This is a genomic window from Prauserella muralis (genome assembly GCF_003202285.1).
GTDB classification, from domain to species: domain Bacteria; phylum Actinomycetota; class Actinomycetes; order Mycobacteriales; family Pseudonocardiaceae; genus Prauserella_B; species Prauserella_B muralis.
Map to the genome: position 1 here is coordinate 818309 of NZ_MASW01000002.1, position 24276 is coordinate 842584.

At 71.7% G+C, this 24276-nt stretch carries 28 protein-coding genes; 13 read left to right on the forward strand and 15 right to left on the reverse strand.

The features are described from left to right. The first annotated feature begins 20 nt into the window (after positions 1–20). Positions 21–1889, forward strand: a complete 1869-nt coding sequence (gene lepA, locus BAY60_RS15030) for a translation elongation factor 4 (RefSeq protein ID WP_112281542.1) — start codon at positions 21–23, stop codon at positions 1887–1889. A 54-nt stretch (positions 1890–1943) separates the two neighbouring features. Next, the gene (locus tag BAY60_RS15035) at positions 1944–2519 is read left to right on the forward strand and encodes a Uma2 family endonuclease (RefSeq protein ID WP_112281543.1); all 576 of its coding nucleotides are present in this window, start codon (positions 1944–1946) and stop codon (positions 2517–2519) included. A 1-nt stretch (position 2520) separates the two neighbouring features. Here the strand turns inward: BAY60_RS15035 and BAY60_RS15040 are convergent, their stop codons facing one another. Further along, positions 2521–2967, reverse strand: a complete 447-nt coding sequence (locus BAY60_RS15040; RefSeq protein ID WP_112281544.1) for a pyridoxamine 5'-phosphate oxidase family protein — start codon at positions 2965–2967, stop codon at positions 2521–2523. A 147-nt stretch (positions 2968–3114) separates the two neighbouring features. On the opposite strand from BAY60_RS15040, the gene BAY60_RS15045 reads away from it, so the two are divergent. Next, positions 3115–4167, forward strand: a complete 1053-nt coding sequence (locus BAY60_RS15045) for an NAD(P)H-dependent flavin oxidoreductase (RefSeq protein WP_112281545.1) — start codon at positions 3115–3117, stop codon at positions 4165–4167. Between the two features lie 14 nt (positions 4168–4181). Here the strand turns inward: BAY60_RS15045 and BAY60_RS15050 are convergent, their stop codons facing one another. Together BAY60_RS15050 and BAY60_RS15055 are read right to left on the reverse strand one after the other, a co-directional pair. Then, positions 4182–5189, reverse strand: coding sequence for an alpha/beta hydrolase (locus tag BAY60_RS15050; RefSeq protein WP_112281546.1), 1008 nt, complete (start codon positions 5187–5189; stop codon positions 4182–4184). A 111-nt stretch (positions 5190–5300) separates the two neighbouring features. After that, a complete protein-coding gene (locus BAY60_RS15055; protein ID WP_112281547.1) occupies positions 5301–6266 on the reverse strand; it encodes a zinc-binding dehydrogenase in 966 nt (321 codons plus the stop codon). A gap of 32 nt (positions 6267–6298) precedes the next feature. On the opposite strand from BAY60_RS15055, the gene BAY60_RS15060 reads away from it, so the two are divergent. Genes BAY60_RS15060 through BAY60_RS15070 form a run of 3 tightly spaced genes read left to right on the forward strand, consistent with a single transcriptional unit; the run spans position 6299 to position 7305 of the window. Beyond that, entirely contained in the window at positions 6299–6505 is a 207-nt protein-coding gene (locus BAY60_RS15060) for a hypothetical protein (RefSeq protein WP_112281548.1), read from the forward strand. A 9-nt stretch (positions 6506–6514) separates the two neighbouring features. Continuing rightward, positions 6515–6937 (forward strand): guanyl-specific ribonuclease, encoded by a 423-nt coding sequence (locus BAY60_RS15065; protein ID WP_112281549.1) that lies wholly within the window; start codon positions 6515–6517, stop codon positions 6935–6937. Continuing rightward, positions 6934–7305: a barstar family protein gene (locus BAY60_RS15070; RefSeq protein ID WP_112281550.1), complete on the forward strand. Its 372-nt coding sequence runs from the start codon at positions 6934–6936 to the stop codon at positions 7303–7305. Before BAY60_RS15065 ends, BAY60_RS15070 begins: the two co-directional genes overlap by 4 nt. A gap of 54 nt (positions 7306–7359) precedes the next feature. Here the strand turns inward: BAY60_RS15070 and BAY60_RS15075 are convergent, their stop codons facing one another. From BAY60_RS15075 to BAY60_RS15110, 8 genes are all read right to left on the reverse strand, one after another. After that, positions 7360–8127: an enoyl-CoA hydratase family protein gene (locus BAY60_RS15075; RefSeq protein WP_112281551.1), complete on the reverse strand. Its 768-nt coding sequence runs from the start codon at positions 8125–8127 to the stop codon at positions 7360–7362. A gap of 51 nt (positions 8128–8178) precedes the next feature. After that, positions 8179–8940 (reverse strand): sirohydrochlorin chelatase, encoded by a 762-nt coding sequence (locus BAY60_RS15080; protein ID WP_112281552.1) that lies wholly within the window; start codon positions 8938–8940, stop codon positions 8179–8181. Next, positions 8937–10223 carry a sulfate adenylyltransferase subunit 1 gene (locus BAY60_RS15085; RefSeq protein ID WP_112281553.1) on the reverse strand — a complete coding sequence of 429 codons (1287 nt, stop codon included), beginning with the start codon at positions 10221–10223 and terminating at the stop codon, positions 8937–8939. The genes BAY60_RS15080 and BAY60_RS15085 overlap by 4 nt, the downstream gene beginning before the upstream one ends. 58 nt (positions 10224–10281) lie before the next feature. Then, complete coding sequence (cysD, locus tag BAY60_RS15090; protein ID WP_112281554.1) at positions 10282–11220, reverse strand: sulfate adenylyltransferase subunit CysD; 939 nt, start codon at positions 11218–11220, stop codon at positions 10282–10284. An 11-nt stretch (positions 11221–11231) separates the two neighbouring features. Beyond that, the gene (locus tag BAY60_RS15095) at positions 11232–11936 is read right to left on the reverse strand and encodes a phosphoadenylyl-sulfate reductase (protein ID WP_112281555.1); all 705 of its coding nucleotides are present in this window, start codon (positions 11934–11936) and stop codon (positions 11232–11234) included. Next, the gene (locus BAY60_RS37890; protein ID WP_112281556.1) at positions 11933–12103 is read right to left on the reverse strand and encodes an Insertion element protein; all 171 of its coding nucleotides are present in this window, start codon (positions 12101–12103) and stop codon (positions 11933–11935) included. Before BAY60_RS37890 ends, BAY60_RS15095 begins: the two co-directional genes overlap by 4 nt. Next, positions 12100–13782 carry a nitrite/sulfite reductase gene (locus BAY60_RS15105; protein WP_112281557.1) on the reverse strand — a complete coding sequence of 561 codons (1683 nt, stop codon included), beginning with the start codon at positions 13780–13782 and terminating at the stop codon, positions 12100–12102. Before BAY60_RS15105 ends, BAY60_RS37890 begins: the two co-directional genes overlap by 4 nt. 314 nt (positions 13783–14096) lie before the next feature. Next, positions 14097–14903, reverse strand: coding sequence for a hypothetical protein (locus BAY60_RS15110; RefSeq protein WP_112281558.1), 807 nt, complete (start codon positions 14901–14903; stop codon positions 14097–14099). An 88-nt stretch (positions 14904–14991) separates the two neighbouring features. Here BAY60_RS15110 and BAY60_RS15115 point away from each other — a divergent pair, with 88 nt between their 5' ends. From BAY60_RS15115 to hemW, 4 genes are read left to right on the forward strand one after another with little or no spacing between them, the layout of a single operon-like run. Further along, positions 14992–16713 carry a carbon starvation CstA family protein gene (locus BAY60_RS15115; protein ID WP_112281559.1) on the forward strand — a complete coding sequence of 574 codons (1722 nt, stop codon included), beginning with the start codon at positions 14992–14994 and terminating at the stop codon, positions 16711–16713. Then, positions 16710–16982, forward strand: a complete 273-nt coding sequence (locus BAY60_RS15120; RefSeq protein ID WP_112281560.1) for a cory-CC-star protein — start codon at positions 16710–16712, stop codon at positions 16980–16982. Before BAY60_RS15115 ends, BAY60_RS15120 begins: the two co-directional genes overlap by 4 nt. Then, positions 16979–17896: an ArsA family ATPase gene (locus BAY60_RS15125; protein ID WP_112281561.1), complete on the forward strand. Its 918-nt coding sequence runs from the start codon at positions 16979–16981 to the stop codon at positions 17894–17896. Before BAY60_RS15120 ends, BAY60_RS15125 begins: the two co-directional genes overlap by 4 nt. Further along, on the forward strand, positions 17893–19080 hold the full coding sequence (gene hemW, locus BAY60_RS15130) for a radical SAM family heme chaperone HemW (protein ID WP_112281562.1): 1188 nt from the start codon (positions 17893–17895) through the stop codon (positions 19078–19080). Before BAY60_RS15125 ends, hemW begins: the two co-directional genes overlap by 4 nt. Positions 19081–19195: 115 nt before the next feature. On the opposite strand, the gene BAY60_RS15135 is transcribed toward hemW, so the two are convergent. Both BAY60_RS15135 and BAY60_RS15140 read right to left on the reverse strand, forming a co-directional pair. Next, entirely contained in the window at positions 19196–20377 is a 1182-nt protein-coding gene (locus BAY60_RS15135) for a saccharopine dehydrogenase family protein (protein WP_112281563.1), read from the reverse strand. Further along, entirely contained in the window at positions 20352–21032 is a 681-nt protein-coding gene (locus BAY60_RS15140; RefSeq protein WP_170160416.1) for a TetR/AcrR family transcriptional regulator, read from the reverse strand. Before BAY60_RS15140 ends, BAY60_RS15135 begins: the two co-directional genes overlap by 26 nt. A 100-nt stretch (positions 21033–21132) precedes the next feature. On the opposite strand from BAY60_RS15140, the gene BAY60_RS15145 reads away from it, so the two are divergent. The 3 genes from BAY60_RS15145 (at position 21133) to BAY60_RS15155 (ending at position 22690) form a co-directional block, all read left to right on the forward strand. Continuing rightward, positions 21133–21315, forward strand: coding sequence for a hypothetical protein (locus tag BAY60_RS15145; protein WP_112281565.1), 183 nt, complete (start codon positions 21133–21135; stop codon positions 21313–21315). Positions 21316–21387: 72 nt separating this feature from the next. After that, on the forward strand, positions 21388–21696 hold the full coding sequence (locus BAY60_RS15150) for a WhiB family transcriptional regulator (protein WP_112281566.1): 309 nt from the start codon (positions 21388–21390) through the stop codon (positions 21694–21696). 13 nt (positions 21697–21709) lie between these two features. Beyond that, positions 21710–22690: a TIGR03557 family F420-dependent LLM class oxidoreductase gene (locus tag BAY60_RS15155; protein ID WP_112281567.1), complete on the forward strand. Its 981-nt coding sequence runs from the start codon at positions 21710–21712 to the stop codon at positions 22688–22690. Positions 22691–22768: 78 nt separating this feature from the next. Here BAY60_RS15155 and BAY60_RS15160 read toward each other — a convergent pair whose 3' ends face one another. After that, complete coding sequence (locus BAY60_RS15160; protein ID WP_112281568.1) at positions 22769–23281, reverse strand: ANTAR domain-containing protein; 513 nt, start codon at positions 23279–23281, stop codon at positions 22769–22771. A gap of 327 nt (positions 23282–23608) precedes the next feature. Beyond that, the gene (gene shbA, locus BAY60_RS15165; protein ID WP_112281569.1) at positions 23609–24247 is read right to left on the reverse strand and encodes an RNA polymerase sigma factor ShbA; all 639 of its coding nucleotides are present in this window, start codon (positions 24245–24247) and stop codon (positions 23609–23611) included. Positions 24248–24276: the final 29 nt, after the last annotated feature.

Sequence of the window (24276 nt, forward strand, 5' to 3'; positions counted from 1 at the left end):
CCGATGACCTGAGGTAACGAGTGACACAGACACGTCCGTCCGCCGACACGACCTTCACGCCGCCGGAGTTCATCCGCAACTTCTGCATCATCGCCCACATCGACCACGGCAAGTCGACCCTGGCCGACCGCATGTTGCAGCTGACCGGCGTGGTCGAGGCGCGGTCCATGCGGGACCAGTACCTCGACCGGATGGACATCGAGCGCGAGCGCGGCATCACGATCAAGGCCCAGAACGTGCGGCTGCCGTGGCGGGTCGACGGCCAGGACCACGTGCTGCACCTGATCGACACCCCGGGGCACGTCGACTTCACCTACGAGGTGTCCCGGGCACTGGAGGCTTGCGAGGGCGCGATCCTGCTGGTCGACGCCGCGCAGGGGATCGAGGCACAGACACTGGCGAACCTGTACCTCGCCCTCGACAAGGACCTGCACATCATCCCGGTGCTGAACAAGATCGATCTGCCCGCCGCGGAGCCGGACAAGTACGCCGCCGAGCTGGCCAACATCATCGGCTGCGACCCGTCCGACGTGCTGCGCGTGTCGGCCAAGACGGGCGAGGGCGTGACCGAACTGCTCGACCAGGTGGTGCGCCAGGTGCCACCGCCGGAGGGTGACGCCGACGCGCCGGCGCGGGCCCTGATCTTCGACTCCGTGTACGACACGTACCGGGGCGTGGTCACCTACATCCGCGTGTTCGACGGCAAGATCATGCCGCGCGAGCGCATCCGCATGATGTCCACCAACGCCACGCACGAGCTGCTGGAGGTCGGCATCATCTCGCCGGAGCCCAAGCCCAGCAAGGGGCTCGGGGTGGGCGAGGTCGGCTACCTCATCACCGGGGTGAAGGACGTCCGCCAGTCGAAGGTCGGCGACACGGTGACCTGGGAGCGGCGGGGCGCCACCACGGCGCTGGCCGGCTACCGCGAGCCGCAGCCCATGGTGTTCTCCGGGCTGTATCCGGTGGACGGCTCGGACTACCCCGACCTGCGTGAGGCCCTGGACAAGCTGCGGCTCAACGACGCCGCGCTGTCCTACGAGCCGGAGACGTCCGTGGCGCTCGGCTTCGGCTTCCGCTGCGGGTTCCTCGGCCTGCTGCACCTCGAGATCACCCGCGACCGGCTGGAGCGCGAGTTCGGCCTCGACCTGATCGCCACGGCGCCCAACGTCGTCTACCAGGTCTACATGGAGGACGGCACCGAGCACGTCGTCACCAACCCCTCGGACTGGCCGACGGGCGGCAAGATCGCCGAGGTGCACGAACCGGTCAGCAAGGTCACCGTGATCGCGCCGTCGGAGTTCATCGGCGCGATCATGGAGCTGTGCCAGAGCAAGCGCGGCCAGCTGCTCGGCATGGACTACCTGTCCGAGGAGCGCGTGGAGCTGCGCTACCAGCTGCCGCTCGCCGAGATCATCTTCGACTTCTTCGACTCGCTCAAGTCGCGCACCCGCGGCTACGCCTCCCTGGACTACGAGGAGGCGGGCGAGCAGGTGGCCGACCTGGTCAAGGTCGACATCCTGCTGCAGGGCGAGGCCGTGGACGCGTTCTCCGCCATCGTGCACAAGGACGCCGCCTACGCCTACGGCAACAAGATGGCGACTCGGCTGCGGGAGCTCATCCCGCGGCAGCAGTTCGAGGTGCCGATCCAGGCGGCGATCGGCTCGCGGATCATCGCCCGCGAGACCATCCGCGCCATCCGCAAGGACGTTCTCGCCAAGTGCTACGGCGGTGACATCTCGCGCAAGCGCAAGCTGCTGGAGAAGCAGAAGGAAGGCAAGCGGCGGATGAAGACCGTGGGCCGGGTCGAGGTGCCCCAGGAGGCCTTCGTCGCGGCGCTGTCCACGGACGAGTCCTCGGGTGATTCCGGCAAGGGCAAGAGCAAGAAGTAGTCCGCTACGTCATTTGATATGCTCCTCTGGTCATGCTGACGAAAGGGGGGCAACATGACGGCCATGACGTGCGAGCAGCCGCCTGCCGGGTCGGGGCCCTTCACCGTGTTCGATCTGGAGGACCTGCCCGATGACGGTCGCCGTCACGAGCTCATCGACGGAGTGCTCGTCGTGAGTCCCGCGCCCGGTCGCAGACATCAGAAGATCATCCTGCGCCTTGGCGGTTTGCTCGAGGCGGCTTGTCCGGCCGAGTTGGATGTTCTGGCGGCGCCGTTCGCGGTGCGTGTCGATGACAAGACCGAGCTTCAGCCGGACGTGCTGGTGGGCCGCGACGAGGACTTCACAGAGCGGTACCTGCCGGTGGCGCCGGTCCTGGCGGTGGAGGTGCTCTCACCCAACACGGCGATTCACGACGTGCACACCAAGAAGGCCGTGTACGAGCGGCTCGGAGTCACCTCCTACTGGGTGATCGACCCGGACGGCCCCTCGCTACGGGTGTTCGAACTCGACCCGGACGGCCGGTACCAGCAGGTGGCGAAGGTGGCCGGCAGCGAGCCGTTCGACGCGCGGCGCCCGTTCCCGGTACGGATCGTGCCGAACGACCTGCTGGGCAGGCTCGCCGGGCGCTGAGTCAGGCGTTTCCGGTGATCCGGCCGGCCCTGACGAACACGGCGGCCCTGCGCTCGGCCGCCATCACCCGGTCGTACTCCGCCCAGTCGTCGTGGGTGCCGCCCGCGGCGGTGAACACCTCCCGCAGCAGCTTCGGCAGGCCGTCGGCGAGAAACCCCGGGTCGGGATCGTCCGGCCCGATCAGCCGCACCGCACCCTGCACCGCCACCCACTCCCAGCCGCGCCGGAACACGACGGTGGCGTGGCCGTTGCCGCGCAGCAGGTCCAGCTTGCGGGTGCCGCCCCGGGCGACGAACGCGACGCCCTCATCGCCGGACACCGGGTCGGGCATGACGCCCGCGTTGACGACCGAGGCGTGCACGGTGCCGTCGGGCCGCGCGACGGTGACCGTCGCCAGACCGTGCTCGGCGGGCGCCAGCCGCCGGACAAGCTCGAGATCAGCAGGCATGGACCCACCGTAGCCGCCCCGTACGACAGCGGCCGGGCGAGACCGGCCTGCCCGGATCAGCCCCCGGCAGCCGCTCCGCGCCCGGCCGTCAGACGTCGGCTGTGACCGCATCGTGTGCCGTGCGTGGCGGTTCGTACGCTGTGCCTCATGTTCGACAGCTTGCGCGTGCCCGTGATCGTCGCTCCGATGGCCGGCGGCCCCTCGACACCGGCGCTGGTCGCCGAGGCGGCCAGGGCGGGAGCGTTCGGCTTCCTCGCCGGTGGGTACCTGAGCGCGGCGTCGCTGGCCGGCCAGATCGACCGGACGCGCGAGCTGACGGGCGAGCGCTTCGGCGTGAACCTCTTCGTGCCCGGCGTGCGCTCCACCGCGGACCTGCGGCCCTACACCGAGCGGCTGCGTCCGGACGCGCAGCGCTACGGCGTGGAACCCGGCTCTCCGAAGTGGGACGACGACGCCTACTCCGCCAAGCTGGACCTGCTCGTGGCGCGGCGGATCCCCGTCGTGTCGTTCACGTTCGGCGTGCCGGTCGCGGCCGACATCGAGCGGCTGCACGAGGCGGGCAGCGCGGTGCTGATAACGGTGACCGGCCCCGAGGAGGCCCGGCAGGCCACGGAAGCCGGTGCGGACGGGCTGTGCGTGCAGGGTTTCGAGGCGGGCGGCCATCGCGGCCTGTTCACCGACGACCCCGCCGATCCGGCAGGCGGCCAGCTGCACGGCCTGCTCGCCGCGCTGCGGCTCGTGGGCGCGGTCACCGACCTGCCCCTGGTGGCCGCAGGCGGGCTCGTGCACGGCGCCGACGTGGCGGCGGTGCTGGTCGCCGGGGCCGTGGCCGCGCAGCTGGGAACCGCGTTCCTGCGCGCCGACGAGGCGGGCACCCACGAGACGCAGCGGCGCGCGCTCGCGGCGGCAGGCAGGCCGACCGCGTTCACGCGCGCCTTCAGCGGGCGTCCCGCGCGGGGCCTGGTGAACCGCTTCCTGCTCGAGCACTCCGCGGAGGCTCCCGCCGCCTACCCGCAGCTGCACCACATGAGCAAGCCGATCAGGGCGGCGGCGGGTGAGGCGGGTGACCCGGAGGCCATGTCGATCTGGGCGGGCCAGACCTATCCGCTTGCCGGTGACGGACCCGCGGCCGCGATCATCGGCAGGCTGCGGGAGCAGGCACGGCTGGCCCTGGGGAAGAACGCACATCGGTTCGGCTGAGCGGACCTGGAGCCTCAGGCGCTGGCCACCGCGCTCGGTGTGCGCGGCTGCTCACCACGCCGGCGGTGTGCCCCGGCCGCGAAGTACGTGAGCAGCTCGGCGATGGCGGGCGGGTCGTCCAGCTGGGGACAGTGACCCCAGTCCTCGCGCACCAGCAGCCTGCTGTGCGGCACCAGCGAGTGCAGCTGCTTGCCGGAGGCGGCGCTGACCAGCCGGTCCTTGCCGCAGGCGACGATGAGCAGCGGCGCGCTGATCCGGTCGAGCTGGTAGGCGGCGGCCAGTTCGGCGACCAGCTGGCGGGCGTCCTCCAGCCTGCTGGTGGCGGACCGGTAGTCGGGGAACTGCTCGGTGAACCGGCGCACGTGCCTCGCCTCGGCCGCGCTCGCGTCCGCGTAGAGCAACCGGGGCACCACCTGCTGGGCCACCGTGCGCACCACGAAACCCGGGACGGGCAGCGGCAGCGAGGCACACAGCCGCAACGGCAGCGGATACCGGGCGACGGTCCTGATCAGCCACGAGTCGACGAAGCCAGGGGCCGCGATGGACACGACACCGCCGACGCGCTGCTGGGCGTCCTGCGCGACCCGCAGGCTCATCGTGCCGCCGAGCGAGTTGCCGACGAGCACCACGGTGCCGAGCGCGGCCTGCTCCCGGACCAGCGCCGCCGCGAAGGCGTCCAGCTGCGGCAGGATCGCCCCGGGCCGCAGCGGCGTCGCCTCGCCGAAGCCGGGCAGGTCCACGGCCACGGCCGCATGGCCCGCCTCGGCCAGTTCGGCGAGCACGGGACGCCACGTGTCGGCGCTGTCGCAGTAGCCGTGCAGCAGCACCATCCGGGGCGAGGACGGCTGAGCTTCGTTGCGGCGCCTGCGGCGACGCCCGCCGGTGGAGGCGTCCGCGGGACGCGGCCCGACCTCCAGCACCCGCGTGCGGAACCCGGCGAAGCGCCGGTATCCGACCCGGACCTCCGGGCCGGATACCTCAGGCTCCGCCGTCGGCGAAGCCTGCCGCTGCGCTGCGATCATGTGACCAGGTTAACCAACAAATACGACATTCACGTGCCGCTGCCGGGCTACGAACCCATATCGGCACGGTGTCAACAACGCGTCTTCGCTGGTCAGAGCCTTGTTTGTCGATCAGTGCGTGAACACGATCTTTCCCGCGGTGGCGCCTTTCATCATGTCCTCGAAGCCGCGCTGGGCCTCCGCCAGCGGCAGTTCGGCGCCGATCTGCGGCCGGATACCGGCCAGCGAGACGTAGGAGAGCAGGTTCTGCAGCTCGTCGCGGGTGCCCATCGTGGAACCGACCACCCGCAGCTGCAGGAAGAACACTCGCTGCAGCTCCGCGTTCGCGTCGGGACCGCTGGTGGAGCCGGAGACCACGATGATCCCGCCCGGCTTCAGCGACTTCACCGAGTGTGACCAGGTCGCCTTGCCGACGGTCTCGAACACCGCGTCCACCCGTTCCGGCAGCCGGGTGCCTGGCTCGAAGCTCTGGTGCGCGCCGAGCTGCTCGGCCAGCGCCCGCTTCTCCTCGCTGCGGCCGGTGACCCACACCCGCATTCCCGCGGCCCTGCCGAGCTGCACGAGCGCCGTCGCGACGCCGCCGGAGGCGCCCTGCACGAGCATCGTCTGCCCCGGCCGCAGCCCGGACTTGACGAACAGCATCCGGTAGGCGGTGAGCCAGGCCGTGCCCATCGTGGCGGCCTCGGCGAAGGAGAGCCCGGCCGGCTTCGGCAGCACGTTGCGCGCGGGGACGACGACCGAGTCGGCGAACGTCCCCTGGTGTTTCTCGGTGAGCAGGGTCCGCTTCGGATCGAGCGTGTCGTCCCCGTGCCACGACTCGTCGTTGACCACCGAGTGCAGGACCACCTCGGTGCCGTCGTCGAGGACCCCGGCACCGTCACAGCCCAGGATCATCGGGAACTGCTCGGCCTTGATCCCCACTCCGCGCAGCGTCCACACGTCGTGCATGTTCAGGCTGGCCGCCTTGACCGACACCCGCACCCAGCCGTCGGGCACGTCGGGGTCCGGTCGCTCGCCGACGACGAGCGAGGCCAGCGGATCGTCAGGATTGGCTTCTTTGGCGTAGACGGCGAACATGGCGTCAACCTACCTGGCGTAGGCTTTCCGATGTGTTCGACGGAGTGGCCCGCTGGTGGGACGGTTTCGAGCTGTGGCTCGCGCAGCAGTGGTTCCCCGTGCAGTTCGTGCTGGTCATGGCGGTTCTGGTGCCGCTGTGCCTGGGGCTCGCCTGGCTGATCCACCGGGTCGTGGACTTCGTGGCCGACCGGGCAGGCCGGATGCGCCGGGGCGCCCGCCGCGCGGGCAGACGGTCGTAGGCGCCGGACATGCTCTCCCGCAGGCGCATCAGCGCGGCGCTGATCGGCCTCCTCGTCCTCGTGATCGGTGGCTGGCTGGTCCAGGAAGTCGTAGCGGTTAACGACCCGGCCGAGCACCGGGGTAGCCTGCCGGGCGCGGGTTCGGGCCTCGAAGTCGTGCCGCTGTCGAGTCTGCCGGAGGAGGTGGACCAGACCTGGCGGCTCATCGAGCGGGGCGGGCCGTTCCCGTATCCCGACAGAGACGGCACCGTATTCGGCAATAGGGAGAAGTTGTTGCCAGAGAAGCCATCCGGTTACTACCGGGAGTACACGGTCCCGACGCCGGGCAGCGCCGACCGGGGCCCCCGCAGGCTGGTCACCGGCGAGGAGCGTGAGTTGTACTACACCGGCGACCACTACGCCTCCTTCGTCGTCGTGGACCCGCGCCGATGAACGTGCAACAGCGTCCGGACGTGGCCACGGCCACGCAACAGGCCAGGGCCCGTGGTGCGTTCGCACACGTGCTCGACGGCAGCACCCGGCCCGACAAGCTGGGCACGCTCGACGCGATCGCCGCGGCACTGTCCTTCCCGGACTACTTCGGTCGCAACCTCGACGCGCTCTACGACTGCCTCACCGACCTGTCGTGGCTGCCCTCGGGCGAGCACGTGCTGATCTGGGTGGCCTCCGACGTGCTCAAGAAGGCCGACCCCGGCGCCTACCTCGCCGTGCACGGCACCCTCTCCGACGCGCAGCGCGCGCTCGCGTCAGGCGGGGAACGCGCCAACAGCCGCACTCTCACGGTCGTCCTCGCCGACTGAGCCGCCCGCCCGCGGGCTCGTTCGGAGCGGCGGGCGGGACGGCAGGGCCGCGTGCTACGGCACCCAGTTGGGCTTGCGCTTCTCGGCGAAGGCGGTGATGCCCTCCTGGCCCTCCTCGCTGGCGAAGAAGCGGGCGGAGGTGGCCAGCATCGACTGGAACGTCTCGGCCATGCCGCGGCCCGTCTCGCCCTGCAGCAGATCCTTGGTGGCGGCCAGCGCGGCGGGCCCGCCCAGCGCCAGCGACGTGACGTACCGCTCGACCTCCGCGTCCAGGGCCTCGGCGGGAACGGCCGAGTTGATCAGGCCGACGGCCGCCGCGCGCTCGGCGTCGAAGGTGTCGCCGGTGAGGAAGAGTTCGTGCGCGGCCCTCGGCGTCAGCCGGGGCAGCACGGTCACCGAGATGATGGCGGGAATCACGCCGATGCGCACCTCGGTGAAGGCGAAGGTCGCCTCCCGCGCCGCGACGGCGATGTCGGCGGCGGCGACGATACCGACGCCGCCCGCACGCGCGGGACCCGCCAGCCTGGCCACGACCGGCTTCGGGCTGGTCCAGATGCGTTCCAGGATCGCGGGGAACTCGTTGACCCCCTGGTCCTGCGCGCCGGCGCCGCGGGCCTCCTTGAGATCCATCCCCGCGCAGAACACCGGGCCGGTGTGGGTGAGCACGATCACGCGCACCGCGTCGTCGCCGATCGCGCGCTCGAGGCCGTCGCGCAGCTCCCTGCGCAACTGCGCGGACAGCGCGTTGCGGTTGTGCGGTGAGTCCAGGGTGAGGGTGGCGACCCCGCCAGCCACGTCGTAGTGCACCAGTTCGTCAGCCATGCCAACACCCTCGCACATCGCCGCCCGGGGCGGTGCCCGATGTGCGGCGGCTCAAGCGGTGCGCGCCGCCGCGCCGAGAGCCTCGGCGTAGCGGCGCAGCACGACCTCGGCCACGCGCGCCTCGGCGCCCAGCGGCTCCGCGACGAGGGCGCCCGGTGCCGCCTCCTCGGCGAGCGCCTGGATGCGGTCGGGCAGCAGACCCGGCGCGAGGAACCACGACGCGACCGCGAACCGGCGTGCCCCCAGCGCCCGCAGCCTGGCGACCGCGGCGGGGACGTCGGGCTTGGCGGCACTGGCGAAGGCCGCGCTCACCAGGCAGCCGTGGCGGGCCTGCCAGCGCTGGGCGATCCGGGCCACGACGTCGTTGGCCGCCGAATGCGACGACCCGACCGCGGCCAGCACCACTCCCAGCGCGGGATCGGTCAGGTCGGCTCCGGTGCCGGCGAGCCGGCCCAGCGCCAGCTCCTCCAGCTGCGGGTCGGCGCCCAGCACGTCCGCCACGGGCACCCGCAGCCGCGGCAGGCGCCGGGTCACGTCGTCGATCAGTGCGGGCAGGTCCACGCGCGCGTGGTAGGCACGGCCCAGCAGGAGGGGCACCGCCACGACGTGCCGGTGCCCCTCCGTGTGCAGGGCCTCGAGCGCGTCGGGCACCGACGGCTCGGACAGGTCCAGAAAGGCCGCCCGCACGTCCAGCCCCGGCCGCCGCGTGCGGATCGTCTCGACCAGTGCGCGCACGGTCGCCGCCGACCGGGGGTCGCGGCTGCCGTGGGCGACGGCCACGAGCGGTGGCGCGGCGGCGGGTGCCGGCGTCATGCCTTCTCCGGAGCTCCCAGCGTGGAGAACCGGTCGCCCACCAGGCCCGCGGCCAGGGTGTCGCCGTCCTTCGGGTCGATCACCAGGAACGCGCCGGTGCGCGGGCTCTGCGAGTAGTCGTCCACCGGGATCTCCTCCGACAGCCGCAGCCGGACGCTGCCGATGTCGTTGAGCTCCAGCACGTCGGGACCGTCGACAGTGGACAGCGTCTGCTCGTCGAAGCGCGACGCGATCTCCTCGATCAGCCCCTGCACCGTCCGCGCGCCGTGCTTGACGAGCACCCGCGTGCCCGCCTGCAGCGGCTTGCTCGACAGCCAGCACAGCGCCGCCGTGACCTCGTCGGTGACCTCCGGCCGGTCGGAGGCCGAGGCGATGAGGTCACCCCTGGCGATGTCGAGGTCGTCGGCCAGCATCACGGTCACCGAGCTGCCCGCGCCCGCCTCGTCCAGCGTGCCGTCCGCGGTGTCCACGCTCTCCACGGTCGAGCGCAGGCCCTGCGGCAGCACCACGACCTGATCTCCCGGCCGGACGGTGCCGGAGGCGATCTGGCCCGCGTAGCCGCGGTAGTCCGGGTGCTCCGGGGTGCGCGGCCGGATCACGTACTGCACGGGGAACCGGAACGGCGCCTCGTGCGGGTCCGGCGCCACGGGCACGTTCTCCAGGTGCTCCAGCAGCGTCGGCCCGGTGTACCAGGGCGTGTTCTCCGAGCTCGTGGCCACATTGTCTCCGTGCAGCGCCGACACCGGGATCGACAGCACCGAGCCGTCCGGGTAGCCCAGCGACGCCGCGTGCGCGGTGAACTCCTTGGCGATCACCGTGAACGCCGCCTCGTCGTAGCCGATGAGGTCCACCTTGTTCACGGCGAGCACCAGCCGCGGGACACCGAGCAGCGCGAGCACGGCAGCGTGCCGCCTGGTCTGCTCCACCACACCCTTGCGGGCGTCGACGAGCAGCACCGCAAGCTGCGCGGTGGACGCGCCGGTGACGGTGTTGCGGGTGTACTGCACGTGACCCGGCGTGTCGGCGAGCACGAAGCTGCGCCGGGGGGTGGCGAAGTAGCGGTAGGCGACGTCGATGGTGATGCCCTGCTCCCGCTCCGAGCGCAGGCCGTCCACCAGCAGCGACAGGTCCGGTGTGGACAGCCCGCGGTCGACGCTGGCGCGCTGCACCGCGTCGAGCTGGTCGGCCAGCACCGACTTGGTGTCGTACAGCAGCCGCCCGACCAGCGTCGACTTGCCGTCGTCCACGCTCCCGGCCGTCGCGAGCCTCAGCAGGCTGGACATCACTTTCCCTCCCTCGGCGCGCTGACGTTCGAGGCTGCCGTGCATGCCGTCGCTGCCATCAGAAGTACCCCTCCCGCTTGCGGTCCTCCATGGCGGCTTCGGAGAGCCGGTCGTCCGCCCTGGTGGCGCCGCGCTCGGTCAGCCTGCTGGCCTGCACCTCGGCGATCACTTCCTCCACCGTGGTGGCGGTGGACTCGACCGCGCCGGTGCACGAGCCGTCACCGACGGTGCGGTAGCGCACCATCAGCTCCTCGACGACCTCACCGTCCCGCGGGCCGCCCCACGGTCCCTCGGTGAGCCACATGCCGTCCCTGCGGTACACCTTGCGCCGGTGGGCGTAGTAGATCGAGGGCAGCTCCACGCCCTCGCGCGCGATGTAGTTCCAGACGTCGGCCTCGGTCCAGTTCGACAGCGGGAAGACGCGCACGTGCTCGCCGGGGCGGTGCCTGCCGTTGTAGAGGTTCCACAGCTCCGGCCGCTGCCTGCGCGGGTCCCACTGGCCGAAGGCGTTGCGGAGGCTGAAGATGCGCTCCTTCGCCCTGGCCCGCTCCTCGTCCCTGCGCCCGCCGCCGAACACGGCGTCGAACTTGTGCTCGGTGATCGTGTCGAGCAGCGGCTGGGTCTGCAGGGGGTTGCGGGTGCCGTCGGGCCGTTCGGTGAGCCGCCCGTCGTCGATCCAGTCCTGCACGTGCGCGACGATCAGCCGCAGCCCGTGCTGCTCGACGACCTGGTCGCGGAACTGGATGACCTCGTCGAAGTTGTGCCCGGTGTCCACGTGCAGCAGCGGGAACGGCACCGGTGCGGGCCAGAAGGCCTTGATCGCCAGGTGCAGCAGCAGCGTGGAGTCCTTCCCTCCGGAGAACAGGATCACCGGCCGGTCGAACTCTCCCGCGACCTCGCGGAAGATGTGGATGGCCTCGGACTCCAGGGCTTTGAGATTGTCCCGCGCCGCGTCGGTGGCTTCGACGGGCACTGCGCTTTCGGACACTGCGGTCATGACGTCCTTCCTCAGCCGTGCAGGCCGCATTCGGTCTTGGACTGTCCGGCCCAGCGGCCGCTGCGCGGGTCCGCGCCGGGGGCCACCTTCGCCGTGCACGGGGCGCAGCCGATCGAGGGGTAGCCCTCGCTCACCAGGGGGTTCTGCAGGATCCCGTGCTCGTCGATGTAGTTGTTGAACTCGTCGTCGGTCCACGCCGCGATCGGGTTGACCTTCACGAGGCCGTTGCGGTCGTCCCAGGTCACGATCGGCGTGTTGGCCCTGGTGGGCGCGTCGACCCTGCGGACACCCGTGACCCAGCACGAGTAGTTCGCGAGCGTGTTGCGGAGCGGGACCACCTTACGCAGGTGGCAGCACAGGTTGGGATCCCGGTCGTGCAGCTTCGGCCCGTACTCCGCGTCCTGCTCCGCGACACTCTGTTCCGGCATCGCGTTCACGATGGTGATGTCGGGGTAGACGGTGGCCACCGCGTCGCGGGTGCCGATGGTCTCGGCGAAGTGGTAGCCGGTCTCGAGGAACAGCACATCCACATCGGACTTCACCTTGGTGGCGAGGTCGATGAGCACCGCGTCCTGCATGTTCGACGCGACGATCAGATCGTCCCCGAACTGCTCCACCGCCCAGCGCAGTGCCTGTTCGGCCGTGGCGTCGGCGAGCTCCTCGGATGCCCGCTCCGCCAGTGCCTTCAGTTCGTCAGTCGACGCCGCCACGGTCATCGAGTTACCTCCGGTATCTGCAGACCGATGAATCTCACCGAGAACACCCTTCGACAGGACGAACAGAGCCAGGCTCCGTTCTCTTCCGGTCGGAGATCCTCGTCGCCACAGTACGGACAGTAGAACGGCGTGGCGCGGGAGGGCTGCGAGGGCGCGGGCTCGGTCATTTCAGGTCGGCCTCGTCGGCACGCGTCACCCACTGGGCGAACCGCTCGCCCGGTTTCCGCTGGTCGAGATAGGTGCGCACCACTCGTTCCACATAGTCCGTCAGCTCCGCACTGGTGACCTTGTGCCCGCGCAGCTTACGACCGAAGCCCGCGTCGAGTCCGAGCCCACCGCCGAGATGCACCTGGAAGCCCTCGACCTGGTTGCCGTCGTCATCGGTGACGATTTGTCCTTTGAGTCCGATATCGGCGACCTGGATGCGGGCGCACGAGTTGGGGCAGCCGTTGAGGTGGACGCTCACCGGGGTGTCGATGTCGCCCTGGATGTCGGCAAGCCTGCGCTCCAGGTCGGCGACCAGTTCCTGCGCCCTGGCCTTGGTCTCCACGATCGCGAGCTTGCAGAACTCGATGCCGGTGCACGCCATCACGCTCCGGCGCCACGGCGACGGGTCGGTCTGCAGCCCGGCCTCGGCGAGCTCGGCCTTGAGCGCCTCGACCTCGCCCTCCGGCACGTCGAGCACCACCAGCTTCTGCTGCGGCGTCAGCCGCACCCGCCCGGACCCGGCACGCTCGGCGGCCTTGGCCACCGCGAGCAGCATCGAGCCGGACGAGCGGCCGGCCACGGGGGCGCCGCCGACGTAGAACCTGCCGTCGACCTGCTCGTGCACGCCGACGTGGTCGATCGGCTCGGCGGGCACCTCGGGCGCGGGGCCGTCCAGCAGCGGCCGCTTGAGGTACTCGGTCTCCAGCACCTCGCGGAACTTCTCCGCACCCCAGTCCTTGACCAGGAACTTGATGCGGGCACGCGAGCGCAGCCTGCGGTAGCCGTAGTCGCGGAAGACGCTGACCACGCCCGCCCAGACCTCGGGCACCTCGTCGCGGGGCACCCAGGCGCCCAGCCGCTGGCCGAGCATCGGGTTGGTCGAAAGACCGCCGCCGACCCACACGTCGAAGCCGGGTCCGTGCTCGGGGTGCTCGACGCCGACGAACGCGACGTCGTGGATCTCGTGCGCCACGTCGGCCTGCCCGGAGATCGCGGTCTTGAACTTCCGCGGCAGGTTGGCGAACTGCGGATCGCCGACGTAGCGGCGCCTGATCTCGTCGATCGCGGGCGTGCCGTCGATGATCTCCTCGCGCGCGATGCCGGCCACGGGGGAGCCGAGGATCACGCGCGGGCTGTCACCGCAGGCCTCCATGGTGGTCATGCCCGCGGCCTCCAGTTTGGCCCAGATCGTCGGCATGTCCTCGACCCGGATCCAGTGGTACTGGATGTTCTGCCGGTCGGTGATGTCGGCGCTGTCGCGCGCGTAGGTCTGCGAGATCTCGCCGAGCAGCGCGAGCTGGTCGGTGGTGAGGGCGCCGCCGTCGAGGCGCACGCGCAGCATGAAGTAGCTGTCGTCGAGCTCCTCGGGCTCGAGGGTGGCCGTGCGACCGCCGTCGATGCCGGGCTTGCGCTGGGTGTAGAGCCCGTACCAGCGGAACCGTCCGCGCAGGTCACCGGGGTCGATCGAGTCGAAGCCGCGGTGGGCGTAGATGTTTTCGATCCGCGCGCGGACGTTCAGCGGGTGGTCGTCCTTCTTCGAGCGCTCGTTCGGGTTCAGCGGCTCGCGGTAGCCCAGGGCCCACTGACCCTCACCGCGGCGCTGCTTGGTCCGTGCGGGGCGGCCTGCGTTCGGGGCCATCTGTCCTCGTCCTCCAGGGCTGGTGCTCAGGTGAAGGCGCCACGCGCGCCGGAACGCCCTGGTCGAGCCAGTGGTGGGAGCAGTTCGCGGCAGGCCCGGCGCCGGTGTCCGTCATCACAGATCAAGGGCGCGCTACGGTCAGCGCCGGCAGAGACTGCTGGAGACGCGCAGGTAGTCGACGTGGCGCCGCACCACGAGGGACACACCTGCAGAAGTCACGCCTCTCAGGGTGCCATGCTGCTCAAAATATGGTCCAGCGCCGTCCGCATCGTGGGAGCAACGTCACCTGCGCTTTTCCGCCCCGCGCGGACGGCTCACCCGGCGCTCGCCCGCTCCGCGTCCAGGATGCCCTGCTTGCACCGGCTGGCAAGCAGCCGCTGCCTGCGGATCCGCTGCAGCAGCCGCAGGGGGGCCAGCTCGGCGCCGGGCTCGCCGGCGCGCGCCGTGACGGCCAGCTCCTCGCCGAGCACCGTCCCCCGCGCCGACCACGGCTCCCAGCGCTCCAGGTCCGGGATGGAGTAGTCGTAGCCGAGCAGCAGGCCCGGCGCGCCGTCACCCCGCACGGTCCCGCCGTCCAGCCTGCGCAGCGGCACCCGCCGCCGCGTGAGGTCGTCGACGTCCACGACGTCGACCGCCAGCTCCGCGTCCCGCTCGCGGACGAGCAGGGCGTGCCGCGCCGGGTTGGTGCGCGCGGGCAGCTCCGGCCCCGCCGCCGCCCCGGTGAGGCGGACGACGATGCGCGGCAGCCACCACCAGTTCTCCCTGCACAGCAGCGGGCTGTCGGCCAGCGTGCGCGACGGCGGGTACTTCGCCAGCTCCTGCCGCAGCAGCTCCGTGGCGAAGAAGTCGCCCGAGGTGTCGTCGGCGACCTCCACGGAGCCGGACCACAGCGCGCCGGGGCGGCCGGGCCGCAGCGACCGGGAGTCGGTCACGGCGAAGGCCACGCGCGACGCGCGGCGCAGGCTCGCGACCTCCGCCGCGCGGGCGTAGGGCACGGCCACGCACGGCGTGCTGCCCGCGAGCAGGGGCGTCACCGCCAGCGCGGCGGGCTCCCCCGCCTCGTCCAGCCAGCAGACCTCCGCGGTGATGGCGCGCCGCCATAACGGAACCAGCTCGTTCATTACTCAGGCCTTATCAGAAAATTCCCCGGCTGTTACGGTGCCACCTCGTCAGAAGCCCCCGTCAATGGTGCCCCGTGGAGTGAGCGACATGCCCGCCATCGTCGTAGCCCTGGTCGTAGCCGTGCTGTTCTTCCTGGGCTACCGGTATTACTCCTCCTATCTCGCCACGAAGGTCTACGCCCTCGACCCCGCGTTCGTCACCCCCGCGCACAGCATGCGCGACGGCGTGGACTTCATGCCCACCAACAAGCACGTCCTCTTCGGGCACCACTTCACCTCGGTGGCGGGCGCCGCGCCGATCGTCGGCCCCGCCATCGCCGTGTTCTGGGGCTGGGGGCCCGCGCTGGCATGGGTCGTGCTCGGCACGATCTTCGCCGCGGGTGTGCACGACTTCGGCGCGCTCGCCGTGTCGGTGCGGCACCGGGCCCGCAGCATCGGCTCGCTGGCCAAGGACGTGATCAACAAGCGGGCCCGCGCGCTGTTCCTGCTGATCATCTTCTTCCTGCTCACGCTGGTCAACGCCGTGTTCGCGGTGGTCATCGGCAACCTGTTCGTGGCCAACCCCGAGGCCGTGCTGCCGATCCTGCTGGAGATCCCGCTGGCCATCGGCATCGGGCAGTACATCTACCGCACGCGCAGCGCGGCGCTGATCCCGTCGATCGTCGGCGTGATCCTGCTGTACGCGTCGATCCTGCTCGGCCAGCTGCTGCCGATCTCGCTGGCGGGCATCGCCGCCGAGGACGGCCTGTTCACCGAGCGCAACATCTGGGTGATCCTGCTCTTCGCCTACACCTTCATCGCTTCGCGGCTGCCGGTGTGGGTGCTGCTGCAGCCCCGCGACTACATCAACTCCCACCAGCTGTTCATCGCGCTCGGCGTCATCGGCCTCGGCGTCATCGTCGGGATGGACCAGATCGTCGCTCCGGCCTTCAACGACACCCCGGAGGGCTCGCCGCACTGGTTCCCGTTCCTGTTCATCACCATCGCCTGCGGCGCGATCTCCGGGTTCCACAGCCTGGTGTCGTCGGGCACGACGTCGAAACAGCTCGACAAGGAGACCGACGCCCGCTACGTCGGCTACATGGGCGCGGTCGGCGAGGGCTCGCTGGCCGTGGGCTCCATCCTGGCCTGCACGGCGGGCATCGCGGCCACGCAGGTGGAGTGGAACGAGCTCTACGCCAGCTTCGCCACCGCCTCCGACGGCGCGGCGGGCAACTTCGTCGGTGGCGTCGCGAGCTTCGCGGAGAACCTGGGCATCTCCAACTCCATCGCGGTGATCTTCGCGGCGATCGTGGTGATCAGCTTCGCCGCCACCACCATGGACACCGGCGTCCGGCTGCAGCGCTACATCGTGCAGGAGATCGCCGAGATCGCCGGTGCGCGCGTGATCTCCCGCAACGTCACCATCGCCACGGCGCTCGCCGTGCTGATCCCGCTGGTGATGGCCCTGCTGCCGGGCGGCGGCGAGGCGGGCTACACCTTCGGCGTGCTGTGGCAGCTGTTCGGCACCACCAACCAGCTCACCGCGGGGCTGGCGCTCGCCGTGATCGCCGTGTGGGTCACCCGCAGGCGCCGCAACCCGGTCGCCGTGCTGATCCCCCTGGTGTTCCTGCTGGCGATGACCAGCTGGGCGCTCGTGGTCAACCTCGGCAACTTCATCGAGGAGCAGCAGTGGGTGCTCGCGCCGCTCGACGCGATCATCTTCGTGCTGGCGCTGTGGCTGATCGTCGAGGCGGCTCTCGCGCTGCGCAAGGGCAGGCTGGCGGCGCTGGCCGGTGAGCCCGAGCCGGAGCCGGAACACGAGCGGTGAGCCTCACCTCCCGGCTGGCGGCGGCGTGGCGGCGCCTCGAGCGCGGCCACGACCAGCTGTTCGTCGCCCGCTGGCGGCAGGGCGTGCGGCGGGAGGCGCGCAGGCAGCAGGACACCCTGCGCGCCCTCGTCCTGCTCGAGTCGCTCGGTGTCGACAACCCGGTGGCCTACGAGACGCTGGAGGCCATCCCGTACCTGGTCGCCGACGTGCACGCCTGGCATCGGCGGATGGGGCAGGAGAGCTTCGGTGACGCCGGGGTGTGTTGTTGACGGCCGTCCGGTTCCTCGGCGGCAAGGGCGGTGTCGGCAAGACGACGCTGGCCGCCGCCTTCGCCCTGCGGCAGGCGGGTGAGGGGCACCGCACGCTGGTCGTGTCCACCGACCCGGCGCATTCGCTGGGCGACGCGCTGCGCACCTCGCTGTCCGGGGAGCCGCGGCAGGTGGCGCCGGGCCTGCACGCCGCCGAGATCAGCGGGGAGGAGCAGGCCCGCCGCCGGATCGCCGAGGTGGCCGAGGACGCGCGGCACGCGGTGCCCGCCGAGATCATGCCCGCGGTGCGGCGGCACCTGGCCAGAGCCGCCGACAGCCCCGGCACGGTCGAGTCGGCCCTGCTCGACCGGCTCACCGAGCTGGTCGAGCAGGTCGGCACCCGGTGGGACCGGCTGGTGGTCGACAGCGCGCCGACCGGGCACATGGTGCGGCTGCTGTCGCTGCCCACGCTGCTGACGCCCTGGATCGAGGGGCTCGCGCGGCAGCGGGAGCAGGCCCGCGGCGTGGACCGGCTGGTCGCCGGGATGCTCGGGGACAGGCGCGAGGAGTCCGACCCGCTGCTGGAGCGCCTGCACGCGCGGCGGGCCCGGCTGGAGCGGATGCGCGAGCGGCTGCGGACCGACGCCCTCGTGCACCTGGTGCTGGTGCCGGAGCGGCTGCCGCTCGCCGAGACCCTGCGGGCCGCGGACACGCTGACCGAGGCGGGCCTGCGGCTGGGCACCGTCGTGGTGAACCGCGTGGTCCCCGGGACCGAGACCGGAGTGCTCGCGTCCCGCCGCGCCGAGCAGCAGCAGATTCTCGCGGAGGTGGACGCGCGTTTCGCCCACGGTGGCGTGCTGCACGTGCCGCTGCTGCCCGGCCTGCTCACCGGCGTCGAGGAGCTCGCCGAGCTGGGTGGGACACTGGAGCTGTGACCCCCCAGTTCACGCTGCCCGGCTCCGCGCTGCGCGGACTCGGCGCAAGGCCGTTCGGCGTGTACGTGCACGTCCCCTTCTGCGCCACCCGGTGCGGGTACTGCGACTTCAACACCTACACCGCGGGGGAGCTGGGCTCGGCGGCGTCCCCGGCGTCGTGGCTGGAGGGCCTGCGCCGCGAGCTGGACCTCGCCGCGGGTCTGCTGGGCACGCCGCCCGCGGCGGACACCGTGTTCGTCGGCGGCGGCACGCCGTCGTTGCTCGGCGTGGACGGGCTCGCCGCCGTCCTGGACGCCGTGCGGCAGGCGTTCGGCCTCGCCGACGGCGCGGAGGTGACCACCGAGTCGAACCCGGAGTCGACGTCGCCGGAGTTCTTCGCCGGGATCCGCGCCGCCGGGTACACCCGCGTGTCGCTGGGCATGCAGTCGGCGGCGCCGCACGTGCTGCGGGTGCTGGACCGCGTGCACACGCCGGGCCGCCCCGTGACCGCGGCCGTGGAGGCGCGGGCGGCCGGCTTCGAGCACGTCAACCTCGATCTGATCTACGGCACGCCGGGGGAGCGCGACGAGGACCTGCGGGCGTCGCTGGCCGCCGTGCTGGAGGCCGGGGTGGACCACGTGTCGGCGTACGCGCTGATCGTGGAGGACGGCACCGCGCTGGCGCGGCGGGTGCGCAGGGGCGAGCTGCCCGCACCGGACGACGACGTGCTGGCGGCGCGGTACGAGCTGCTCGACGCGACGCTGTCGGAGGCGGGGCTGCACTGGTACGAGGTGTCCAACTGGGCCGCCTCACCCGGTGCGCGGTGCGCGCACAACCTCGGCTACTGGCGTGGTGGCGACTGGTGGGGCGCCGGGCCGGGCGCGCACAGCCACGTGGGCGGTGTTCGCTGGTGGAACGTCAAGCATCCCGCCCGCTACAGCGCGCAGCTGGCCGAGGGAGGCCTTCCGGTCGCGGGGCACGAGGCGCTCACCGACGCCGACCGGCACCTGGAGCGGGTGATGCTGGAACTGCGCCTCGCCGAGGGCCTGCCGCTGGCCGCCCTCGACACCGACGGCGCCCGCGAGGCCCGCGCCGCCGCCGACGACGGCCTGCTGGACCGCGCCGCCCTCGGAGCCGGGCGTGCCGTGCTCACCGACCGGGGCCGCCTGCTCGCCGATGCCGTCGTGCGCCGCCTCGCCGCCTGACGCCCGCGCCCAAAGCTCCCCAATGCCACATTTGTTCCACTCAACGGAGCGAATGTGGCATTCGCTCCATCCAGTGGAGCGAATGCCACATTGGGGAGCTTGCCGCGGCTGCCGGTCAGGACGGCTCCAGGGTCCTGATGCGCAGGCCCGCGTCGGTGAGGCGGGTGAGCAGTGGATCGCCCATGGCGACCGCCGTCGTGACCTGGCCCGACGTCGGCGGCAGGTCGTCGAACGCCAGGCACAGGGCAGACTCGGCGAGCATCTTCGCGGTCTCGTCGTAGCCGGGGTCGCCGCCGGCGAACTCGGTGACCACGCGCTGGCCGCCGCCCTCGCCGGTGAACCGGACCGAGAACCACGAGCGCGCGCGCCGCTGCTCGCTCGGCCCCTCGCCCGTCTTGCGCAGCCTGCCCAGCGCCTGCCTGGCGGGCGGCACCTGCGCCAGCAACGCCAGCACGCCGAGGCCCAGACCGGCGACGGCGATGGTCGGCAGCCGCTTGACCGACGCCGTGTGGTGGTAGGTGAACTCCGGCCCATAGCGCTCCAGTGCCGCGGCGGAGCGGGCGACGATCTGCGGATCGATCGTCGGCAGCGGCACCAGCCAGCCGCCGCCCTCGGGGTCGCGTTTCGGCGGCCCGGACGGGATGTGGATGCGGCGGTCCTTCGGCCACGGCTCAGCCTGCCTGCGCCGCCTCGCGATCCGCGCCATGGTCCGCGCCCGGGAGAACACGGTCAGCGCGGACGAGTAGGTGCCGCCGGAGAACTCCGCCCGCACCCGCAGCCGTCCGGTGACCGTGATCGGCGCGTGCTCCGGCAGCTGCCGGACCGTGTGGTACACGCCGAGGTCGTAGGGAATCGAGTCGAAGCCGCACGCGTGGACGATCCGCGCGCCGGTGCGCCGCGCCGTCTCGTGGTGTGCCAGGTACATCCGGTCGGCGAACTCCGGCTCGCCGGTGAGGTCGACGTAGTCGGTGCCGTTCTCGGCGCACGCGGCCACGAGGCCCTCGCCGTACTCCAGGTACGGGCCGACGGTGGTGATCACGACCCGGGTGGCGGCGGCGACCTCGTGCAGCGAGTCACGGTCGGTGACGTCGGCGTGCAGCAGGGGCAGCGACGCGCATGCCGGGTTGAGCGCGGCGAGGCGGTCGCGCAGCGCCTCGAGCTTGGCCTTGCTGCGGCCGGCCAGCGCCCACCGGCATCCGTCCGGCGCGCGCCGCGCCAGGTACTCCGCGGTCAGCGCACCGGTGAACCCGGTGGCGCCGAACAGCACGATGTCATGCGGGCGATCGGCTGTGGTCATGGTCGTCCTCTCTGGTCTGCCGCGTCGGCTCGCGGCCCTCGGGCGGGACGCCCACGGAGCGCAGCGCGGCGTTCACGGCGCCGCCGACGAGCACGGTGAGGTGCTCGACGAACGCCTCCTGCGGCATGTCGTCCTGGTCCAGCCACCACGCTCCGGCGGCTTCGACGGCGCCGACGAGACCGTGCGCCCAGGGCGCGGCCGCGGGTGAGTCGATGCCGAAGGCGTGCAGTTGCCCGCGCAGCAACGTCGCGACGACTCCGGCCGCGGCCTCGCAGTCGGCACCGGGCTGCCCGCCGAGCCGTCCGGCGCGCACGAAGCGGAAGACTCCGGGATGCTCGGCGAGCACGCCGACGTAGGCGCGGATCGCCGCCCGCAGGCGCGCGGCAGGGGATGCGGAGTCGTGCATGGCGCCCCTGAGCCGGTCGCACACCAGCGCTGACGTGCGTTCGGCCACCGCGGCGTGCAGCTCGGCCTTGTCGGCGAAGTGCCGGTACAGCCGGGGCTTGGACACCCCGGCCTCGCGGGCGATCTCGGCCATGCCCGCGTCGGGGCCGTGCCGGTCGAGCGCACGGAACGCCGCGTCGACGAACGCGGCACGGCGGGCGGCCCGGTGGGCGCGCCACCGTTCCGCTCGTCCGTCGGGCCTGCCACTCACAGGGCCGGATCGTACCCCAAGTAACGGATACCCGCGGTAACTATAAAAGTCCGTCGCGAGCCCGGATTGAGATCGGCGCAGGTGGGGTAACTGGCCGGACATGGACGGTAAGCGCGACCTGGCACCCGATGCGGACGTGGACGAGCAGCGGCAGCCCGTGCGGGCAGGCGAGGCCGAGCCGGCGGACACCCCGGTGCCGCTGGACGCCGATCCCGCGGACGCGGCCGAGCAGGCGGCTCCCGTGCCCGTGGACGACGAGGACGACTACCGGCCCGGCTCGTGAGGTGTGAGTTGCCGATGACCGGGGTATTCGCCAGCGACTTCGCGGTTCGCACGCTCACGGAGGTGATCACCAATGGCCGAGACGTCCCGCCTGCCCACGCCCGTCGCCGAGGTCTGGGAATGGCAGCGACACGGCAACTGCCGCAACCTGGACAGCTCCGTCTTCTTCCATCCTGACGGAGAACGCGGGTTCGCGCGAGCCGACCGGATCGCCCGCGCCAAGGAGATCTGCCGGACCTGCCCGGTGATCGTGGAGTGCAGGCATCACGCGCTGACCGTCCAGGAGCCGTTCGGCGTCTGGGGCGGTCTCGACGAGTCCGAGCGGCGCGACGCGATCGCGCGCCGAAAGAAGCTGATGCAGCCCGAGCCGGCGGCGAGCTGAGTCAGGAGGCCTTGTGCGCTTCGGATACACACTGCTGACCGAACAGGCCGGGCCGCGCGAGCTGGTCCGCTGTGCCGAGGGGGCGGAGCAGTCCGGGTTCGACTTCCAGGTGATGAGTGACCACCACTCACCGTGGCTGGACTCGCAGGGACACGCGCCTTACGCGTGGAGCGTGCTGGGCGCGGTCGCGCAGGTCACCGAGCGGACCGAGCTGATGTCGTTCGTCACCTGCCCGACGATGCGCTACCACCCGGCCGTGGTGGCGCAGAAGGCGGCGACCGTCCAGCTGCTGTCCCAGGGGCGCTTCCTGCTCGGTCTCGGTGCGGGGGAGAACCTCAACGAGCACGTCATCGGCGAGGGCTGGCCTCCGGCGAACGTGCGGCACGAGATGCTCGGTGAGGCGCTGCAGATCATCAACGACCTCTTCGACGGCGGATACACGAACTTCGCGGGCGAGCACTTCCGCGTCGACTCGGCCAAGGTGTGGGACCTGCCCGAGCAGCGGACGCCGATCGGCGTCGCCGTGTCGGGCGAGCAGTCGGTGCGCCGGTTCGCGCCGGTCAGCGACGCCATGATCGCCGTCGAGCCGCAGGGCGAGCTGTGCCGCCAGTGGGACACCGAGCGCTCGGAGGCGGGGCAGGAGACGTCCCGCAAGATCGCGCAGCTGCCCGTGTCCTGGGACACCGACACCAAGGCCGCCGTGGCCAGGGCCCACGACCAGTTCCGCTGGTTCGCAGGCGGTTGGAAGGTCAACGCCGAGCTGCCCGGCACGGCCGGGTTCGCGGCGGCCACCCAGTTCGTCACCGAGGACGACGTGGCGGGCGCCATCCCGTGTGGCGCCGACCCGGACAAGGTGGTCGAGGCCGCACGGCCGTTCTGGGAGGCCGGGTTCACCGATCTCGCCCTGGTGCAGATCGGCGGCGACGTCCAGGACCCGTTCCTCGAGGCCGCGAAGGGGGAGCTGCTGCCCGCGCTGCGCGAGGCCGCTTCCTGACCCCACGCCGGTTGCCGAACGGCCCGTTACCGGCCACACCAGCCGGTAACGGGCCGTTCGGCACGTGTGGATCGTCGCTCAGATGCGGACGCGCAAGCTCGCCAGCACGTCGTAGGGCGGCACCCAGCCGCGGTCGACCAGCAGTTCGTACAGCGTGGTCAGGCGCTTGTCGAGCTCGTCGTCCTCACCGCTCTCCGCGAGCGCGCGGGCGTGCTCGAGCACGGCCCGGTCGGGTTCGGTGTCCGGCTCGGGTGGTTCGCCGTCGAGTGGCACGGACCCGCTGCTGACGGCCCTGCGCAGCAGCGGCTCGATCTGTTCTGGCTCGACCCTCGCGGCGAGCCGGACGAGCACCTGGGCGATCCGGTGCAGCTTGATGTTGTGCTGCTGCGAGAGCCGGACGAGCACCCGGAACGCCTGCTGGGGTGAGCACTGGTGCACGACGACGAGAACTCCCATCGCCTGCTCGATCGTGGCGCGCGTGCGCAGGGCGCGGCGCAGGCCGTTCAGCTCCTCCTGCAGGCTGGCGATCTGCTCCCGCAGATCTTCGTCCCCGGCCACGTCCGGCCGGTGGTGGCCCGTGGTGTCTCCCACCCGTCTGACCGCCTCGCTCAGCGCGCCGGCGCGCAGGACGGGGCGGGCAGGGTGTGTCGTGGCGTCATGGTTGGCTCCCTCGGTCGAGAAGTCGCGAGACAAGCGCGGACACGAGGGCAGCCAGGAGTCGGTCGGGCAACCGGCCGGGTTGGCACCGGGCGGCTCAGCTCGCAGCGCCTCGCGTTCGCGCGAACGCCGGGTGCCGTGACCGGTGGTGGCCCGTCACCCGGCGCGCTGCGGCTGTGTGCTCAACCGCTTCGGGACAACTTTAAAGATCGCGTGCGCACGCCGGACATCGGGTCCGGGTGGCCGCCCGCCCCGGTGGTGCTAGCGCTCGGCCTCCCTGTCGAGCAGGGCCCGCAGCTTGTTGAGCGCCCGGTGCTGGGAGGTGCGGACGTTGGCCGAGGAGATGCCCAGCGCCTCGGCGGTCTCCTTCGCCGAGAGGCCGACGACGATGCGCAGGATGACGATCTCCCGCTGGGTCGCGGGCAGGCAGCCGAGCAGGTTGTTCAGCCGGTGGCCGAGATCGGTGTTGAGCGCCATCCGCTCGGGCTCGTTGTCGCCGAGCGCGGGCTCGGGCACGTCGGCCGTCGGCTCCGAGCGCTCCCGCGACACCAGCCGGAAGGCGTCGGAGACCTTGTTGGACGCGATCGCGTGCACCAGGTACAGGAAGGAGCCGCCGCGGTCCTGGTAGTTCGGCAGGGCGCGCAGCACCGCCACGCAGGTCTCCTGTGCGACGTCGTCGGCGGAGACGTAGGACAGGTCCCGCCTGCCCAGCCGCGCGCGGCAGTACCGGGTCACGACGGGGGTGATGACGCCCAGCAGAGCCGAGACGGCGAAGCTGTCGCCGTCGGCCGCCGCGTGCACTATCGGATCGAGTTCCGCCTTGTCCAGCGGATCGTTGCGTGCGGGCGCGTCCTGCTCCTGAGCAGGGGTGCGCGCGAGAGTTGAGGCGACGCTCTCCATAGCCGGCTCCCAGACCATGAACACTGCGG

What these genes read in the sequence shown, in the direction of transcription:
- BAY60_RS15035 (WP_112281543.1), top strand. Translation starts at nt 1,944, where the DNA reads ATGACGGCCATGACGTGCGAGCAGCCGCCTGCCGGGTCGGGGCCCTTC.
- BAY60_RS15040 (WP_112281544.1), bottom strand. Translation starts at nt 2,967, where the DNA reads ATGCCTGCTGATCTCGAGCTTGTCCGGCGGCTGGCGCCCGCCGAGCAC.
- BAY60_RS15045 (WP_112281545.1), top strand. Translation starts at nt 3,115, where the DNA reads ATGTTCGACAGCTTGCGCGTGCCCGTGATCGTCGCTCCGATGGCCGGC.
- BAY60_RS15050 (WP_112281546.1), bottom strand. Translation starts at nt 5,189, where the DNA reads ATGATCGCAGCGCAGCGGCAGGCTTCGCCGACGGCGGAGCCTGAGGTA.
- BAY60_RS15055 (WP_112281547.1), bottom strand. Translation starts at nt 6,266, where the DNA reads ATGTTCGCCGTCTACGCCAAAGAAGCCAATCCTGACGATCCGCTGGCC.
- BAY60_RS15065 (WP_112281549.1), top strand. Translation starts at nt 6,515, where the DNA reads ATGCTCTCCCGCAGGCGCATCAGCGCGGCGCTGATCGGCCTCCTCGTC.
- BAY60_RS15070 (WP_112281550.1), top strand. Translation starts at nt 6,934, where the DNA reads ATGAACGTGCAACAGCGTCCGGACGTGGCCACGGCCACGCAACAGGCC.
- BAY60_RS15075 (WP_112281551.1), bottom strand. Translation starts at nt 8,127, where the DNA reads ATGGCTGACGAACTGGTGCACTACGACGTGGCTGGCGGGGTCGCCACC.
- BAY60_RS15080 (WP_112281552.1), bottom strand. Translation starts at nt 8,940, where the DNA reads ATGACGCCGGCACCCGCCGCCGCGCCACCGCTCGTGGCCGTCGCCCAC.
- BAY60_RS15085 (WP_112281553.1), bottom strand. Translation starts at nt 10,223, where the DNA reads ATGTCCAGCCTGCTGAGGCTCGCGACGGCCGGGAGCGTGGACGACGGC.
- cysD (WP_112281554.1), bottom strand. Translation starts at nt 11,220, where the DNA reads ATGACCGCAGTGTCCGAAAGCGCAGTGCCCGTCGAAGCCACCGACGCG.
- BAY60_RS15095 (WP_112281555.1), bottom strand. Translation starts at nt 11,936, where the DNA reads ATGACCGTGGCGGCGTCGACTGACGAACTGAAGGCACTGGCGGAGCGG.
- BAY60_RS37890 (WP_112281556.1), bottom strand. Translation starts at nt 12,103, where the DNA reads ATGACCGAGCCCGCGCCCTCGCAGCCCTCCCGCGCCACGCCGTTCTAC.
- BAY60_RS15105 (WP_112281557.1), bottom strand. Translation starts at nt 13,782, where the DNA reads ATGGCCCCGAACGCAGGCCGCCCCGCACGGACCAAGCAGCGCCGCGGT.
- BAY60_RS15110 (WP_112281558.1), bottom strand. Translation starts at nt 14,903, where the DNA reads ATGAACGAGCTGGTTCCGTTATGGCGGCGCGCCATCACCGCGGAGGTC.
- BAY60_RS15115 (WP_112281559.1), top strand. Translation starts at nt 14,992, where the DNA reads ATGCCCGCCATCGTCGTAGCCCTGGTCGTAGCCGTGCTGTTCTTCCTG.
- BAY60_RS15135 (WP_112281563.1), bottom strand. Translation starts at nt 20,377, where the DNA reads ATGACCACAGCCGATCGCCCGCATGACATCGTGCTGTTCGGCGCCACC.
- BAY60_RS15145 (WP_112281565.1), top strand. Translation starts at nt 21,133, where the DNA reads ATGGACGGTAAGCGCGACCTGGCACCCGATGCGGACGTGGACGAGCAG.
- BAY60_RS15150 (WP_112281566.1), top strand. Translation starts at nt 21,388, where the DNA reads ATGGCCGAGACGTCCCGCCTGCCCACGCCCGTCGCCGAGGTCTGGGAA.
- shbA (WP_112281569.1), bottom strand. Translation starts at nt 24,247, where the DNA reads ATGGAGAGCGTCGCCTCAACTCTCGCGCGCACCCCTGCTCAGGAGCAG.